Here is a 16,476-nt window from a genome sequence, read left to right as displayed (position 1 = left end):
ACTCACGCTACAAATAATTAGTAGTTTCGAATTGCTGCAAAAGCTTGTTCAAGTTTTTCTGCGTCTTTCTTACCAGGAGAAGACTCAACGCCGGAGTTTAGGTCTAAGCCCAGACAACCCTGCTCTGAAGCTTTTTGGGCGTTGAACGGAGTAATTCCACCTGCCAGCATTACCTTAGATGGGTCGCCAATCAGTGACCAATCAAATACAAGGCCTGTACCGCCGACTTGTTTACCAACTTTAGTGTCCAATAAGTGACGGTCGATATATTCAGCAATCAGCGTAGGCGTAGACTCGCTAACACCATAGGCTTTCCAAATTTCAACATTTTGTGGAAGTTTAGTTTTGAGCTCGGAAACAAAGGCTTGGTCTTCGTCACCGTGCAGTTGCACTCCAGTCAGGCCTAGTTGCTCGGCAGTTTCTGTAATTTGCTCGATACTGTGGTTTTGGAATACGCCGATGTATTTTAGCGGAGCACCACTCATGGTTAAGCGCGCTTCTTCTAAAGTAACGAAGCGTTTAGACGCTTCAACGAAAATCAGGCCACCAAAAATCGCCCCCGCTTTGTATACCTTAGCGGCATCATCTGGGTGAGTCAGGCCGCACACCTTGTTCTCCCCTAATGTCACTTTGCGTACTGCAAGTTCTAAGTTGTCTTCAGCCATCAGTGAACTACCAATGAGGAAGCCGTCAGCGTATGTAGCCAGATCTCTCACTTGCTGATGAGTGTAGATGCCAGATTCTGAAATGATGGTCGCTTCCGGTGCTAGCTCGCGAATAGTTGGCGCAAGCTCTTTGGTACGATTTAGGTCAGTCGAAAGGTCACGCAGGTTACGGTTATTAATACCGATAACCTTGGCACCTAACTTAACGGCACGGTGCAGCTCTTCTTCGTTGCTGACTTCGGTCAACACGCCCATTTCAAGTGAGTGGGTAACTTCAGCAAGTTCCGCATACTCTTGGTCGTCGAGTACAGAAAGCATCAGTAGGATTGCATCCGCTTGGTAGTGGCGAGCCAAGTAGACTTGGTAGCTATCAACCATAAAGTCTTTACACAGGATAGGCTGCTTTGCTTGCTTTCTAACTTGAGGTAAGAACTCAAAGCTACCTTGGAAATACTTCTCGTCGGTTAGCACTGAAATCGCATTTGCGTGGTTGTTGTATACCGACGCAATGTAATCTAAATCGAAGTCATCTCGGATCAGACCTTTCGAAGGAGATGCTTTTTTACATTCAGTAATGAATACCGTGTTTTGGTTATTGAGTGCATCATAGAAGCTACGATCAGAAGCGGTCAGATCGCTTTTAAATGTATCAAGTGGCTGCTGCTCTTTGCGCTCGGCTACCCATTGATACTTATCTTTGACAATTTTTGCCAATACTTCAGCCATTTCCGCCTCTTTTACTGAAACGTGCTCGGATAGCTTATTTTTAACCTCAGTCATGATGTTTCCTTTTGCTCTGGGTTACGCGTGCGCGGCAAGTTTTTTGACAAGCTCGTAAGCTTTACCTGAATTCATTGCGTCGATGGCTTGTTGGGTATTGGCTTTAAGATCTTCATGACCGAATAAGCGCATCAGTAGGGCAACATTGGCAGCAACTGCGCCAAGTTGAGCATCTGTCCCTTTACCCGTCAGCATGTTAGTGATGATCGCTTTGTTTTCTTCTGGGTCGCCACCTTTAATCGCTTCAAGTGGATGAGATTCTAAACCGAAGTCCGCAGGGGTTAGGGTGTACTCAACAATCTCACCGTCTTTGATTTCAGCGACTGTGGTATCACCGTGAATCGCGACTTCATCTAAACCACTACCGTGTACCACGGCCGCGCGCTTCATTCCCATTTGCAGCATTGTTTCTGCGATAGGGCGCACAAGCTCTTGCGAGTACACACCCATCAGTTCGATGTTTGGACGTGCTGGGTTAATTAATGGGCCTAAGATGTTGAAAATCGTGCGCGTCTTCATGGTTTGACGTACAGGCATCGCATGACGCACACCACCGTGGTATTGCGGCGCGAATAAGAAAGCCACGCCGATGTCATCGACGGCTGTACGAGTATCTTCGGCGCTCATTGCTAGGTTAATACCGAAAGAATCCAGTAAGTCAGAGCTGCCGGATTTGCTCGATACACTGCGGTTGCCGTGTTTAGCGACTTTTAGGCCACAAGCTGCTGCAACGAAAGCAGCAGTCGTTGAAATATTAATCGTGTTATGACCATCACCACCCGTACCGACGATATCAGCGAAATCATAATCCGGGCGCGGGAAAGGGTTCGCATTAGCTAGTAGTGCTTTTGCCGCACCCGAAATTTCGTCTGGGGTTTCACCTTTGATTTTTAGTGCCGTTAACGCAGAGGCCATTAGAATTGGATCTAACTCACCACGAATGATGACATCAAATAGCTGTTGGCTCTCTTCTTGAGTGAGTGACTGCTGCTCGTAAAGTTTGTTGATAATCTGTTCCATGACGTTATTCCTTATTTGTCGTTCTTCTTTAGAGCCCACTCAATCGCATTGGCCAATAAGGTCGCGCCGTAGGTGGTCATAATCGATTCTGGGTGGAATTGGAATCCACACACTTTGTCTTCTTCTTGTACTACAGACATCACTAGGTCATCAACTTCAGCTGTGATGGTTAGCGATTCTGGTACATGCGTTGCGACTAATGAGTGGTAACGTGCAATTGCAAGTGGAGAAGGCAATTGAGCATAGGTCGCGTGATTTTGGTGTTCCATCATCGACACTTTACCGTGGATGATTTCACCAGCGCCTGCAACGGTACCGCCGTATGCTTCAACAATTGCTTGGTGACCGAGACAGATACCAATCATTGGTACTTTGCCTTTTAAGCGTTGAATGATCTCCGGCATAGAGCCAGCGTCAGCAGGTGCACCAGGACCTGGCGATAATAGGACGACAGGGTTTTCTAATTGTTTAACCGCTGATTCAATCGTGTCAGCGGCAATGTTGTTACGATAGATTTTGACTTCGTGACCTAAGGAACGAAATTGATCGACTAGGTTGTAAGTGAAAGAGTCAAAGTTATCGATAAATAGGATATTCGCCATCTCTTCCACCTATTGCTTATCTTGAACTGGCTGATGAGCCGCTTGAATCGCAGAAATTACTGCCTGAGCTTTGCCGCGCGTTTCATCTGCTTCCGCTTGCGGGTCAGAATCGAATACCACACCAGCGCCTGCTTGTACTTGGGCAATACCGTTTTCAACGTATGCTGAACGAATCACGATACAGGTATCTAATGTGCCTTCACCAGTTAGGTAACCAACGGCGCCGCCGTAGCTGCCACGACGAGCTCCTTCAACATCGCGAATCAATTGCATTGCTCGAATCTTAGGTGCACCGGTTAGCGTGCCCATGTTCATACAGGCTTGGTAAGCATGTAGGGCATCAAGGTCGTTACGTAGCTGACCAACCACGCGAGAAACCAAGTGCATGACGTGGCTGTAGCGGTCAACCTTAAGTAGGTCAGCCACATGGCGGGTTCCGGCTTCAGAAATACGTGCGACATCGTTACGCGCTAGGTCAACTAGCATCATGTGCTCGGCGTTTTCTTTTTTGTCGGTACGTAGTTCTAGTTCAATACGGCAATCGAGATCGAAATCGATTTCACCATTTGGGCGTTTGCCACGGCGGCGAGTGCCGGCAATAGGGTAGATTTCAACTTGGTTGGTATGAGTCTCGTACTTAAGTGCACTTTCAGGTGACGCGCCAAACAGAGTAAACAGTTCATCTTGCATATAGAACATGTAAGGGCTTGGGTTTGACTGTTTAAGCTCTTTATATGCCGCTAGAGGAGAAGGGCACGGCAAGGTAAAGCGGCGCGATGGCACGACTTGAAATACATCGCCCTTAACTACGTACTGTTTTAAGTCACGTACGGTTTGACAAAAGTCTTCATCCGAGACACTAGGTACTGCGCTGGTATCTGCTACAGGGGTTGCATTTGGCAATTGCTTCAACGTTGTACAAGCTTGACGTATTTCTTCTAAACGCGCTTCAAGTGTTGGTTTTGTTTCGTCGTTGGCAAACAGTGCCGCTTGTAAGTCACAGCTCTGTGTTTGGTGATCGACAACGAGCAGAGTTTCAGCAACATAGAAGACATAATCTGGACACTGATTGGTTGCCTGCGCGCGACCTAAAGGCTCAAAATTGGCCACAAGGTCGTAAGCGAAAAGCCCGCCGATAAATATCGCATGCTTGTGCAGTCCTTCAATATCGAAGCTGTGCTGAATCAGTCTTAGTGCATCAAAGGAAGAGGCTTCACGCAGCCGTGAATCTTCATCAAGGGTATCGCAAGGAGATGTGTACTCTAGAACAAGCTCTGTTCCGTCAAAGCGGTGTTCAATACCGATGTTGATGTTATTAGTTAAGTGAGAAAGTAGGTGCTTACCGTTTTCTGTCAGCGCGGTCATAGTGACAGTGTGACCAAAACAAACGATACGTACTGCTGAGTCAACAATCAGCAAGCTTTGAAGATCTTGCTTTGAATCGATTTCAGCCGACTCTAGCAAAAGGCTATCCGTCTTGTTCTCGCACAGAGTATGGAACAACTGCGTTGGATCTTGAGCGTAGGGTGCGGTAGTGCGAATGAGCTCAAGATTACCTAGCTTTTGAATATTAATGGCCTTGTTCACAAGACCTCCTTTTCTCTTAATAATTTTTCTTCCTGCCGTACATAGTCGCATAAAGCAAACGTTCTCCCAATTAAGATTTGGTCAAATCTGGCGATTGTTTAAGCACTTAGGTGTGAGGCAGACAACAAAACAAAAAGCCCGCTATGGTAGCGGGCTTTATATACATGAAATCTATAATTTAGAAGTACACGTTAGCCCACCAAGAACTTGTCCAAGTGCGCCACCAAGCAAGGTCAGCTGAGCTACGATTAATCGTATCAGTGTTAACTTTTGCGTTTTGCTTTAGGTTGATGTCTTGTAACATAATGAGCCCAAATTCAGGTACTTCGTATTTGTGTACTAGTTAACTAGTGCAGAGGTAAAAAGTCAACTAAAAAAACAAAATTATGAGAATTGATTTACATAGCCATACCACTGCCTCTGATGGACGATTACCTCCGAATGAACTTATTGATAGAGCGTTAAGCTTTAACCTCGAAGTTTTAGCCATTACTGATCATGATACGGTCGATGGTTTGGATTTGGCTCGTCAATACATTAATGACAATGAACTACCAATCAAACTTATTAATGGTATTGAGATCTCAACGGTTTGGCAGAATAAAGACATTCATATCGTTGGTCTAAATATCGACCCGACAAACGATGCGTTGCTATCTCTTATTGAACAACAGAAAAATCATCGTGAATCTCGTGCAGAGCTGATTGCCCAGCGTCTGGAAAAAGCGACCAGAGAAGGGGTGTTAGCTGAGGTCAAACTCATTGCTGGAGATGCGCCAGTGACTCGTGCCCACTTTGCTAAATGGCTCGTTGACAACGGTTATGCCAAAACCATGCAGCAGGTATTTAAAAAGTACTTAACGCGCAATAATCCAGGTTATGTGCCACCGACATGGTGTTCAATGAAAGATGCGGTTGATGCGATTCACGCGGCTGGTGGCCATGCTGTTTTAGCTCACCCTGCACGTTATGATTTGACCGCGAAATGGATCAAACGCCTCTTGGCGGCTTTTGTTGAAGCTGGTGGAGATGCGATGGAGGTCGCTCAACCTCAACAAGGCCAACAAGAAAGACGCAACTTGGCTGATTATGCTATACAATACAAACTATTAGCCTCACAAGGCAGTGACTTTCATTATCCGTCACCGTGGATGGAGCTAGGACGAAACCTTTGGTTACCGTCAGGTGTCGAAGCGGTATGGAAAGATTGGGGTATTGAGCCTTCTAAATCAGATTCAATCAATACCGATTAACTATAGAGTCGTGAGACTCGATATTGAGGAATTACAATGAGCCAGTTTTTTTACGTTCACCCAGAAAACCCACAGGCTCGCTTGATCACTCAAGCTGTAGCAATCATACGTAATGGTGGGGTAGTGGTTTACCCAACCGATTCAGGCTATGCCCTTGGTTGTCAGCTTGAAAACAAACAGGCGCTAGAAAGAATTTGTCAAATTCGCCGTTTAGATGACAAGCATAATTTCACACTACTGTGTCGTGACCTTTCTGAGCTGTCACTCTATGCACGTGTTGATAATGGCGCATTTCGTCTACTGAAAAACAATACTCCAGGTCCTTACACATTTATCTTCAAAGGGACTAAAGAAGTGCCACGTCGTTTGATGAACTCAAAGCGTAAGACGATTGGTATTCGTGTGCCGGATAACCGTATTGCTTTGGATTTATTGGAAGCACTGGGTGAGCCTCTGATGTCGACGTCACTGATCTTACCGGGTAACGATATCACGGAGTCAGACCCTGAAGATATCCGCGATAAACTAGAGCATGCGGTTGATTGTATTTTGAACGGCGGCTACCTAGGCGAACAGCCAACGACAGTCATCGATTTTAGTGATGATGAACCTAAGGTAGCTCGTTTAGGTTCCGGTGATCCAGCCCCTTTTGAGTAATCAAAAGTTAGTGATTTCCTCCACAGTTTTTGCCATAATGTGCGGCCGCGATTTTGGGTCGCACTTGTTTATTCGACGTCTGAGAAGACGACACATAGGTAGATAAATGAACGAAAAATTACAGAAAGTATTAGCTCGAGCTGGTCATGGCTCTCGTCGCGAACTGGAAGCTTTAATTAAAGCGGGTCGCGTGAGTGTGAACGGTGTTGTAGCTAAGCTTGGTGAACGACTAGAAGATGAAAACGCCGTTGTGCGTATCGATGGTCATACTGTTTCTGCTAAAGCTCAGGAAGAGGTGGTTTGTCGAGTTCTTGCGTACTACAAGCCGGAAGGTGAATTGTGTACTCGTCATGACCCTGAAGGTCGCCGAACTGTATTTGACCGTCTACCTAAAATCCGTGGTTCTCGTTGGATCTCAGTTGGTCGTCTAGATGCAAACACATCTGGCCTACTGCTGTTTACAACGGATGGTGAACTTGCTAACCGTCTAATGCACCCTAGCCGCCAAGTTGAACGTGAATACTTGGTGCGTGTTTTTGGTGACGTCACTGAACAGAAAGTGAAGAACCTAGTACGTGGCGTAGAGCTAGAAGATGGTATGGCGCGTTTCGAAGATGTTGTCTACGCAGGCGGTGATGGTATGAACCACACTTTCTACGTCGCAATTAACGAAGGTCGTAACCGCGAAGTCCGTCGTCTTTGGGAATCTCAAGATACGACAGTAAGCCGTCTGAAACGTGTACGTTACGGTGATATCTACCTAGACAAGAAATTGCCTCGTGGTGGATGGATGGAACTTGATCTGAAAGAAGTGAACTACTTGCGTGAACTAGTAGAACTTCGTCCAGAGAAAGAAACGCTACTTGATGAAAACAAAGCGAACACTTCTCGTAAGCGTGAGCGTTCTCGTAGCCAGAAGATTCGTCGTGCAGTTAAACGTCACGAAGAGCGCGTAAACAGCGGTGGTGGTCGTAGTAACAACCCATCACGCCGTAAGCCTAAGAAAGGTGCCGGCAAACCAAACGCACGTAATAAGCAGCGCTAAACAGTTCTCTTAGCTAAGCAGATTCTAAATCCGAGTGTTGGAAAACACTCGGATTTTTTATTTCTGAAGCTCTAAGAAATTGTTACTGAATTAATTGGGTTGATTCTGTTCTATAGAACCGCTGATAGGCTAGGCGCTTTTGTGGCTTGAGAATGGTTTAGTTTGGCCTTCAGCCGATGGTTTATTTAGGCTCACTACTTCTTTTTCAGGCAGCTCTGCCGCTTCTCCGAAGAATTTACCACCCGGCTCAATACTTAAATTATTGCTCCAAATTTTACCGCTAACACGCCCTTTTGATAGTACTTGAACACGTTCCACGTAGCAGTTGCCATCGAGAATACCGTTGACGATAAGCTGTTTAGCGTAAATTTCTCCTTTTACGCAGCCACTTTCGGCAACGACTAAGGTGCCGTCTACGTGCAGTTGACCTTCTACGATGCCATCAATCTGAATATCGCTTTCTACCTTGAGTTCTCCGCTAACAGCACATCCTTTGGCGATGATAGTTGAAGTTGCTGAGCTACTCGCTGTTCTACGGTCTCGATTAAAGATTCCCATCGTATTTGTCGCTCCTTAGTAAAGATCTCTTCAAAATTATTCAGGTTCCAGTCAACGAATGACCTAGGATTTAGTGCTCTTCCGACAAAACGCACCTCATAGTGAAGGTGGGGACCAGAAGAGAGCCCACTATTGCCAGAGATTGCGATGAGTTGTCCTTTTCTGACGAATTCACCGCTTTTGACTTTGAACCCTTTTAAGTGTGAATAAGAGCTCGAAAAGCCAAATGAATGCTGTAAACGTAAAAAGTTGCCCGAGCCTTTATTGCTATGCCTAGTCACTTCGACCACGCCATCGGCTGGGGCGTATACCTTTGTGCCGGTATTGGCCGCAAAGTCCAACCCTCTATGCATTTTGCTGGTTTTGGTAACCGGATGAATACGCTTACCAAAGCCTGATGAAAGGCGGACATCACCGACTGGAGAGCCGCTCGGAATTTGGTTGAGCATCGCCAGCCTGACGTTAGAGGTGATGGCAGCGATATCTAGGCGAGCATCTAAACTGTGCTCGGTGGTCTCGCTAGCGACACCCAGTACTTTTTCTAACTCGACCAATCTTTCCGAGACCAATTGCACGCGCTCTTCGCGCTCAGACAAATCATTTTCGAGTTCGGATTTGAGAGTCTTCAAGCTATCTAGCTCTTGGCCAATAGTTCGCGAATGTTCAGCCAGTTCTGACTGCTTTAACTTCGCATCTCCAACTTGAGAGTAGAGATGATCAATAAGAAATACGGTTGCTGTGATCGCCAGTGCAAGCACAACTAAACAGGTTTTGAAGTGACGCTGCATCGCTTTGCTGAAATACCAATGTTTGGAGCCATTGATAGTCGAAACAGTAATCGTTAATTGGTCTTTCATGGTGTCTATTGATTCATTGACTTAATTGTTCTTCGTTATTGATAACTGTGACTGTAAGGAAAAATGGTCGTTACTGCTAGGGCTGCACGCGAATGAATTGTCAGGGCGTGAGCTGTTTTCAGACTATCAACAAAAGTTATTTTCACGCTTGAATCTTACGAGAAGTTTGTTTTGCAGGATAGGGCAATGAGCCAATTTTGAGAGGGTGCAATGCTAATAATGATTATATTGAGTGAAGTTAATTTTGGTTCGTTTGTGCTCTTCTTTGCTTACATCTCGCCAAGATGGTTTGTTTTTCTTTATTGGATGACTGCGACCAATGTAGAATTTCTTCAAGCGTGCGAAAGCACCCCAAGCAGATATCGTTTTCGTCGAGACAGCAGTTGCGGACACATGGGTTAGGGAAGGTGGGCTTTTCATCAGGTATTACGTTCAAGAGTTTGCTACCCGTATTCGTCTCATAGGTATAAATATACAAAAAGACCCAGCACAACGAGAAGTCGTGCTGGGTCTTTTTTATCAACTAGCCTGTCTATAAGGTTTGATTCAGCGCGTAGTAACGCCCTTGCTCTGACATCAGCTCATCGTGGCTGCCATGCTCAACGATTCTGCCTTGCTCAATCAGACAAATAGAGTCCATCTTATCGAGGTCGACCAATCGGTGAGTAATGAACACTACGGTCTTACCTTTAAAGTGCTGTTCGAACAACTGCATCATTTGCTGCTCAGTCTGCTTGTCTAAACCTTCAGTTGGTTCATCCAATAGCAAGATTGGCGCATTGTGTAATAATGCTCTTGCAATACCGATACGGCGCTTCTCACCACCAGATAACTGGCGGCCGCCATCACCTAACCAAGTGTCGAGTGCGGTATCTTCTAACAGTTTCGATAGACCCACTTTTTCCAGTGTTTGAGCGAGCTCTTGGTCATCAGCGTCTGGTTTTGCCATCACAAGGTTATCACGCAGTGAGCCATTCAATATATCAACACGCTGACTAACGACACTGATTGCTTGGCGAAGTTGGCTTTCACTCCACTGGTTAATTGGTTTTCCTGCTATCTCAATCGTGCCTTGCTGAACATCCCAATAGCGGTTCAATAATTGGAGTAGGGTAGATTTACCTGAGCCTGTTTGGCCGACAATGGCGATACGATGCTGAGCAGGAATGGTCAGCTCAACATTGGAGATAACTTGGCTAGAGCTGTCTGGATAGTGGAAAGAGATATTCTTATACGCAATAGAGAACTCGTCGCTGTGCTCAATACGCTCTTCAGGAAACTGTACATCTGGTTCTGAAAGAATGATGTCATTGAGTCGACGCGCAGATGTTAGGGTTTGACCTAGATGCTGGAAGGCTCCGGCTATCGGCATCAGTAACTCGACACTTGCCATGGTTGCAAATGCGACCAGTGCGATCATTGGATCAGGGGTGTTACCACCAACACCATCGGCAGCAAGCCACAGCATGAGAACAACCGTCCAGCCGTTAGCTAACATGAGTAACGCTTGAGCAATGCCAGAAAAGTGCGCATTGAAGTACTGGTTTTTCAGTAGTCTGTCTTGAGCGTTTAGAATCACGTTACGGTAACGTTCTTCTGCGCCAAATAAGGTCAGTTCGCTGTATCCTTGAAGCCAGTCGAGCGTCGAAATACGCAATTGAGCTTTATGCTGAGTCAACTCGCTACCGTTACGCTTACCCAGTTTGTAGAACAAGACGGGCCAAGCCAGAACCAGCGACATTAAAATCGCGCCAAGCGTTAGGCCGAGATCTTTATCAAACCAGCAGACTAGGGCGGTTAGGCCAAGAATACCGAGGGTTCCAACAACCATAGGACTGATAAGGCGCAAGTAGACATGGTCCATTGCATCAACGTCAGCGACAAGGCGGTTGAGTAGGTCAGCATCTCGCAGGTTCGAAACTCGACCTGGAATGAGAGGCGCTAACTTCGAAAAGAAGAATACGCGCAGATCAGTCAGCAGCTTAAACGTTGCGTTGTGGCTAACGACGCGCTCTCCCCAACGTCCTGCGGTTCGGCCCATAGCGAAGCCGCGTACAAAAGCACCCGGAAGCATGTAGTTGAAGGTTTCACGAGCAATGGTTAAGCCAGCTACTGCTGCTGCCGATAAGAACCATCCTGATAGGGTCAACAGACCAATCGATGCCGCTACGGTCAAAAAGGCGAGCAGCATACCAAGAGATAGGCCAAACCAGTGCTTTTTATACAGCTTTAAGTAGGGAAGTAAATCACGCATCTAGGTTCCCCTTATTCGCTTGGTTTAAGGCTTGGTTAGCTTGCAGCATTGACTGGAATAGACCTTGCTCTTGGGCAAGCGTTTCAAATTGGCCGGATTGAACCAGAAGTCCATTTTCCATAACGAGTATTTGGTCGACATTACGAAGTGGCGTCAGCTGATGGGTGACCATCAGCGCAGATTTACCTGCAATTTGATTGTCTAAGCCTTGCATAACTAGCTTCTCACTACGAGTATCAAGACTTGCGGTCGGTTCGTCCAATAACCAGAACTTGCCACTTTGTACCATAGCTCGAGCAAGAGCTATGCGTTGGGCTTGACCCACAGACAGGCCACCTGAACGATCGGAAATGGAGTAGTCTAATCCGTGTTGATTAACAAACTCTGCAGAAAACGACTTTTCTAATGCGAGGTTGATCGTTTCATCACTGACATTGGATTTACCTAATGTGATGTTGTCGCGAATCGAACCGTGTAATAGGAGAGGGTTTTGACCAACCCAACTGATCTTTTCACGCCAGTTTTCTAATGAGAGATCACTACGCTCTATACCATTGATAGTGAGCGAACCTTTGTACGGCAGGAAACCAAGAATTGCATTGATTAAGCTGGTTTTACCTGCACCACTTGGGCCGACAAGGGCAGCGGTTTGCTTGGCATTGAGTAAAAAGCTGATAGGGCCAACGAGCTTTTTACCTTCAGGTGAATAGACTTCTAAATCTTGCGCTTGGATTTCAATATCATCGTCATCATTGAGCGTCTTTTTACCTGAGCTGACGGTTTCAACATCGGTTTCGATAAACTCGACAATGCTTTCAGCTGCGCCCACCGCTTGTTGCTTGGCATGATAGAAGGTCCCTAAATCACGCAGCGGCTGGTAGAACTCGGGAGCCAGGACAAGGATAAATAAACCTGCAAACAGCGTAACTCCTGCGCCGTAATCACCGAAGTTTAGCTCACCAATGAAGGCAAAACCGAAGTAGACCGCAGTAAGAGCAATAGAAATTGACGTGAAGAACTCAAGAACGGCTGATGATAAGAAAGCGATCTTTAATACATCCATAGTGCGAGTACGGAACACTTCTGATGCACCGTGCATGACCTCGGTTTCTGCTTTGGTACGATCAAACAATCGGATGGTTGTCATAGATTGCAAGCGATCGTAAAAATGACCAGAAAGGCGCTGTAAGGCTTTGAAGTTTTTGCGGTTTGCATCCGCCGCTTTCATGCCAACTAGCGCCATGAATAGAGGCACAAGTGGCGCAGTGATTAAGAAGATTAATCCCGCAGCCCAGTTAACAGGGAATACCACGATTAGAATAACGAAAGGCACCAAAACGGATAAAGACATTTGTGGCAAGTAGCGGGCAAAGAAGTCGTGCATGTCTTCGACTTGTTCAAGTAGCAAGGTTGCCCACGCACCGGCAGGTTTGCCTTTAATGTACGCCGGTCCTAATTCACGCAGTTTGTCTAAAATTAACTGACGGATATAGACGCGGATCTGTTCGCCGCAACGGTAACCTGCGATTTCTCGTCCCCATGAGCAAAGGGCACGGACCGCAATGATAGCTGCTAGGCCAAGAAAGTGAGGAACAAGCTCGTATTTGTCGACATGTTCTATGATGAGTTGGTGCAAAATAGTGGCAAGCAAAGCGGCTTGGGCCAAGAGAAATATGCTTGAAAGAACACCGAGACCCACAGCAATCATAAGCCAGCGCTTGGCGAGCTTACTCTGCTGCTTGAGCCATTGATTCAAGCTGCGTTGTTTCTTTTTATCCATCGTGAAGGCTTAATGAGAATTATTATTACGAATTAGAATGGCGCATTATACAAAAGAAAGCCCTGCGGGAATACCGCAGGGCTTTAAGGATTTGAGCTAAAAGTGAAAAATATTATTTACGTTTAGCATGTAACTTATAAATGAGGTTACTTGTTATCAGCTAATCCATCTAAGAAACGTTCAGCGTCTAGCGCAGCCATACAACCAGTACCAGCAGAGGTGATCGCTTGACGGTAGTTATGATCCATCACATCGCCAGCGGCAAAGATGCCTGGAACACTGGTTTGAGTCGCGTTACCTTCAAGCCCTGATTGAACGATGATGTAGCCATCTTTCATCTCTAATTGGCCTTCGAACATTGAAGTGTTTGGCTGGTGACCAATCGCAATAAACGCGCCCATCACATCAATTTGTTCGATAGCGTCTGACTGAGTGTCTTTAATACGAACGCCAGTCACGCCCATATCATCACCAACAACTTCATCAAGTGTACGGTCAGTGTGTAGAACGATGTTACCGTTCTCTACCTTATCCATCAGGCGCTTAACGAGAATTTTTTCAGCGCGGAAGGAGTCACGACGGTGAATCAAGTGAACTTCAGATGCGATATTTGAAAGGTAAAGCGCTTCTTCAACCGCAGTATTACCACCACCAACGACGGCGACTTTCTGATTACGGTAGAAGAAACCGTCACAAGTGGCACAAGCTGAAACACCGCGACCCTTGAAGGCTTCTTCAGATTCTAAACCTAGGTACTTAGCAGAAGCACCTGTCGAAATGATTAAAGCATCACAGGTGTATTCGCTGCTATCACCTTTGAGACGAAACGGGCGCTGACTAAAATCAACTTCGTTAATATGATCGAACAAAATTTCAGTTTCAAAGCGTTCAGCGTGCTCTTTCATTCTGTCCATCAAACCTGGGCCAGTCAAACCTTCAGGATCACCAGGCCAGTTTTCAACTTCAGTTGTGGTCGTTAATTGCCCACCTTGCTGCATGCCCGTCACTAGAACAGGGTTAAGGTTTGCGCGAGCAGCATAAACTGCTGCTGTGTAGCCAGCTGGTCCTGAACCTAAGATAAGAAGGTTGCTATGTTTTACGTCGCTCATTTGTGCTCCATTAGCGGTGACGCTTTATCATCTATTTGAGTTCGATTGTATGGAATATATGGGGGCTTTTAAAGCGTTAGCAAGGCAGGGGAATGTAATAATTGGTTATAGATTAGAACGCAAACGTTAACTTGTCGAATAGAGATAAAACTCTAACTTATTGATGAATATAGTGATTTATAAATTGACTAGTGAAGTCATCTAGTTTTCGACATTACGACTTTCTTAAACTGGTATATGTCTCTAGATTTTTATTATTTTATGGTTTATGTGCCTTTATTTTGTTTTTTGATGGATTGAAATGCTAAATAAAGTTGATCTCCCGATATATATGCGCAAATAATAAATGTGAACAAGATGTTAACTGTAACCAAGAGTATGTACCTTCATTAAGGAGATGATGATGCTGCATCAGCGAGAAACAACCCTACAACTGACTAAGTTAAGTGATTCTGCCATTTCTCAACTAGCCCCTTCTTTTATGCACCTGCCGAATACAGAGCACGCAGATGGGAAATTTCGCCTCAGACGTTATTCAGTGGTTGCACTTCAAGATGGTCAGGTCGTCGACTTGAATAAGAACGAGTTTATGCAAACGGATGATATAAACCGCTTCCAAGGAAATGTAGTTCGCCAATTTGAAGGTATTGAAGCATCTATCCTCGAAAGTGACGGTATGCGCGAAATGTGTTCTATGTTCGCTGCATCGAACCAGTTGCAAAATGGTCAAGAAATAGAAATTCACCAAATCCGCATTTCTGCGATTTACGATGAAACACAAGTGGCGCCAGAAGGTGTTCACCAAGATGGCTTTGAACATATCGCGTTGGTCGGTATGGGGCGCCACAATATCGAAGGGGGAGACATCATGCTGTACAACAGTTTTAATGAAGCTCCATTCTTCCGCAAAGTATTATTAAGCGGTGAAGTCGCGATGCTTGCAGATAATAAGCTTTGGCACAACGCCCAGCCAATTCGTTCCGTAATTGAAGGCAAAGAAGGCCATATGGATGTTTTTGTTTTAACTGCAAAGGGCACTGTTAATGAGCTTCACTCCTAACTTATCGAGAGCGCAATTTAGCGCGTTAAGCCAAACGCATAATGATCTACCGGTTATTTTTCTCGATGGACCGGGTGGCTCGCAAGTGCCTAAATCAGTATTAGAGGCGATGCAGGCGTACTTAGGCTTCTTCAACTCAAACTTAGGTGGTCACTATTTTTCAAGTCGAAACACTACTGATTTAATGCAGCGAGCGCGTGAACATGCTCAAGCATTGGTCAATGCCGAATCGGCTGACAACATGGTGTTTGGCGCTAATATGACGTCTTTGACATTCCAATTGAGCCGTGCGATCAGTCGTGGTTGGGAATCTGGAGATGAAGTGATCGTTACAGCGCTCGATCATTACTCGAATGTTTCGAGCTGGCAGCAAGCGGCGGATGATAAAGGGGTCATTGTACATCAGGCTCGAGTGAGTGAAGCAAACTATGGCCTAGATATTGACCATCTTCTGTCGCTTATTAATGATAAAACCAAATTGATCGCTTTGACCTTTGCTTCAAATACCACGGGATCAATTGTTGATGTTAAACGTGTGGTAGAAGCGGCCCACTCTGTTGGCGCGATGGTCTACGTAGATGCTGTTCATTATGCGCCGCATCATCTGGTTGATGTGCAAGCCTTAGGTTGTGACTTCTTAGTTTGTTCAGCATACAAGTTCTTTGGACCTCATGTCGGTATCGCTTATGTCGCACCGAAATGGCTCCATACTCTTCACCCTTATAAAGTTGAACCAGCTACCAACCAAGGGCCTGGTCGATTTGAAACGGGGACACAAAGTTTTGAAGGGCTGGCAGGTGTCATTGCAGCGGTGAAGTATTTGTCTCAATGGGGCAATAGTGCTGACTCACTAAGAGAGCGTCTGGTTGACTCGTACAAACAATTTAATCAGCACGAATCTGCAATCAGTGAACGATTCTTATCGCGTTTGTCTGAACTAAGCGGCGTTACCTTATGGGGAGAGCTGCAAGCTGACTGCGAACTGAGAACGCCAACGTTTGCTTTAACGTTTGATAACCATTCACCAATCGAGATTGCCAAAAAGTTAGGCGAGCGAAATATCTGTGTTTGGAATGGGCATTTCTACGCGCTAGGTTTGGTGCGCCAACTTGGCTTAGAAGAAAGTGGTGGTGTTGTTCGCGTAGGGTTTATGCACTACAACACATTAGAAGAAGTGGATATCTTCTTTGATGAATTGAAAATCATCTTGGACCAATAAAGCTAAACAAAAAGACCTCCAATTGGAGGT

16 protein-coding genes and 1 other annotated feature are annotated in these 16,476 nt (G+C 45.6%); of the genes, 5 read left to right on the top strand and 11 right to left on the bottom strand.

Annotated features, from left to right (window positions below):
• Positions 1 to 17: 17 nt before the first annotated feature.
• From trpCF to trpL2, 5 genes are all read right to left on the bottom strand, one after another.
• The gene (gene trpCF / locus ACHUFZ_RS02380) at positions 18 to 1,445 is read right to left on the bottom strand and encodes a bifunctional indole-3-glycerol-phosphate synthase TrpC/phosphoribosylanthranilate isomerase TrpF (protein WP_394125709.1); all 1,428 of its coding nucleotides are present in this window, start codon (positions 1,443 to 1,445) and stop codon (positions 18 to 20) included.
• A gap of 21 nt (positions 1,446 to 1,466) precedes the next feature.
• The gene (gene trpD, locus ACHUFZ_RS02375; RefSeq protein ID WP_394125708.1) at positions 1,467 to 2,465 is read right to left on the bottom strand and encodes an anthranilate phosphoribosyltransferase; all 999 of its coding nucleotides are present in this window, start codon (positions 2,463 to 2,465) and stop codon (positions 1,467 to 1,469) included.
• Positions 2,466 to 2,476: 11 nt separating this feature from the next.
• Positions 2,477 to 3,067, bottom strand: a complete 591-nt coding sequence (locus ACHUFZ_RS02370; RefSeq protein WP_134833735.1) for an aminodeoxychorismate/anthranilate synthase component II — start codon at positions 3,065 to 3,067, stop codon at positions 2,477 to 2,479.
• A 9-nt stretch (positions 3,068 to 3,076) separates the two neighbouring features.
• A complete protein-coding gene (locus ACHUFZ_RS02365; RefSeq protein ID WP_394125707.1) occupies positions 3,077 to 4,654 on the bottom strand; it encodes an anthranilate synthase component 1 in 1,578 nt (525 codons plus the stop codon).
• 128 nt (positions 4,655 to 4,782) lie between these two features.
• Positions 4,783 to 4,886 (bottom strand) — a sequence feature (Trp leader region).
• Positions 4,833 to 4,958, bottom strand: coding sequence for a tryptophan operon leader peptide (gene trpL2 / locus ACHUFZ_RS02360; RefSeq protein WP_394125706.1), 126 nt, complete (start codon positions 4,956 to 4,958; stop codon positions 4,833 to 4,835). (Overlaps the previous feature by 54 nt.)
• An 82-nt stretch (positions 4,959 to 5,040) precedes the next feature.
• Between trpL2 and rnm the strand changes: the two genes are divergently transcribed.
• The 3 genes from rnm to rluB all read left to right on the top strand — a co-directional run bounded on the left by rnm (position 5,041) and on the right by rluB (position 7,609).
• Positions 5,041 to 5,907: an RNase RNM gene (gene rnm / locus ACHUFZ_RS02355; RefSeq protein ID WP_394125705.1), complete on the top strand. Its 867-nt coding sequence runs from the start codon at positions 5,041 to 5,043 to the stop codon at positions 5,905 to 5,907.
• 36 nt (positions 5,908 to 5,943) lie between these two features.
• Positions 5,944 to 6,564 carry an L-threonylcarbamoyladenylate synthase gene (locus ACHUFZ_RS02350; RefSeq protein WP_394125704.1) on the top strand — a complete coding sequence of 207 codons (621 nt, stop codon included), beginning with the start codon at positions 5,944 to 5,946 and terminating at the stop codon, positions 6,562 to 6,564.
• Positions 6,565 to 6,670: 106 nt separating this feature from the next.
• On the top strand, positions 6,671 to 7,609 hold the full coding sequence (gene rluB / locus ACHUFZ_RS02345; protein WP_134833731.1) for a 23S rRNA pseudouridine(2605) synthase RluB: 939 nt from the start codon (positions 6,671 to 6,673) through the stop codon (positions 7,607 to 7,609).
• Between the two features lie 129 nt (positions 7,610 to 7,738).
• Here the strand turns inward: rluB and ACHUFZ_RS02340 are convergent, their stop codons facing one another.
• The 6 genes from ACHUFZ_RS02340 to trxB form a co-directional block, all read right to left on the bottom strand.
• The gene (locus ACHUFZ_RS02340) at positions 7,739 to 8,167 is read right to left on the bottom strand and encodes a bactofilin family protein (protein WP_134833730.1); all 429 of its coding nucleotides are present in this window, start codon (positions 8,165 to 8,167) and stop codon (positions 7,739 to 7,741) included.
• Positions 8,071 to 9,024 carry a M23 family metallopeptidase gene (locus tag ACHUFZ_RS02335; protein ID WP_394125703.1) on the bottom strand — a complete coding sequence of 318 codons (954 nt, stop codon included), beginning with the start codon at positions 9,022 to 9,024 and terminating at the stop codon, positions 8,071 to 8,073. The genes ACHUFZ_RS02340 and ACHUFZ_RS02335 overlap by 97 nt, the downstream gene beginning before the upstream one ends.
• Positions 9,025 to 9,262: 238 nt before the next feature.
• A complete protein-coding gene (locus tag ACHUFZ_RS02330) occupies positions 9,263 to 9,460 on the bottom strand; it encodes a DUF1289 domain-containing protein (protein ID WP_394125702.1) in 198 nt (65 codons plus the stop codon).
• 96 nt (positions 9,461 to 9,556) lie between these two features.
• Positions 9,557 to 11,278, bottom strand: a complete 1,722-nt coding sequence (gene cydC / locus ACHUFZ_RS02325) for a heme ABC transporter ATP-binding protein/permease CydC (protein WP_394125701.1) — start codon at positions 11,276 to 11,278, stop codon at positions 9,557 to 9,559.
• The gene (gene cydD, locus ACHUFZ_RS02320; protein ID WP_394125700.1) at positions 11,271 to 13,058 is read right to left on the bottom strand and encodes a heme ABC transporter permease/ATP-binding protein CydD; all 1,788 of its coding nucleotides are present in this window, start codon (positions 13,056 to 13,058) and stop codon (positions 11,271 to 11,273) included. Before cydD ends, cydC begins: the two co-directional genes overlap by 8 nt.
• Positions 13,059 to 13,204: 146 nt before the next feature.
• Complete coding sequence (trxB, locus tag ACHUFZ_RS02315; RefSeq protein WP_134833726.1) at positions 13,205 to 14,167, bottom strand: thioredoxin-disulfide reductase; 963 nt, start codon at positions 14,165 to 14,167, stop codon at positions 13,205 to 13,207.
• 403 nt (positions 14,168 to 14,570) lie between these two features.
• Here trxB and ACHUFZ_RS02310 point away from each other — a divergent pair, with 403 nt between their 5' ends.
• Positions 14,571 to 15,227, top strand: coding sequence for a 2OG-Fe dioxygenase family protein (locus ACHUFZ_RS02310; protein ID WP_394125699.1), 657 nt, complete (start codon positions 14,571 to 14,573; stop codon positions 15,225 to 15,227).
• The gene (locus tag ACHUFZ_RS02305; RefSeq protein ID WP_394125698.1) at positions 15,211 to 16,446 is read left to right on the top strand and encodes a cysteine desulfurase-like protein; all 1,236 of its coding nucleotides are present in this window, start codon (positions 15,211 to 15,213) and stop codon (positions 16,444 to 16,446) included. Before ACHUFZ_RS02310 ends, ACHUFZ_RS02305 begins: the two co-directional genes overlap by 17 nt.
• The last annotated feature ends 30 nt before the right edge of the window (positions 16,447 to 16,476 follow it).

It is taken from the genome of Vibrio hepatarius (assembly GCF_043642085.1).
Lineage (GTDB): Bacteria > Pseudomonadota > Gammaproteobacteria > Enterobacterales > Vibrionaceae > Vibrio > Vibrio hepatarius_C.
Note: the sequence above shows the minus strand (reverse complement) of the source record. Positions and strands in the feature narration are given on the sequence as shown.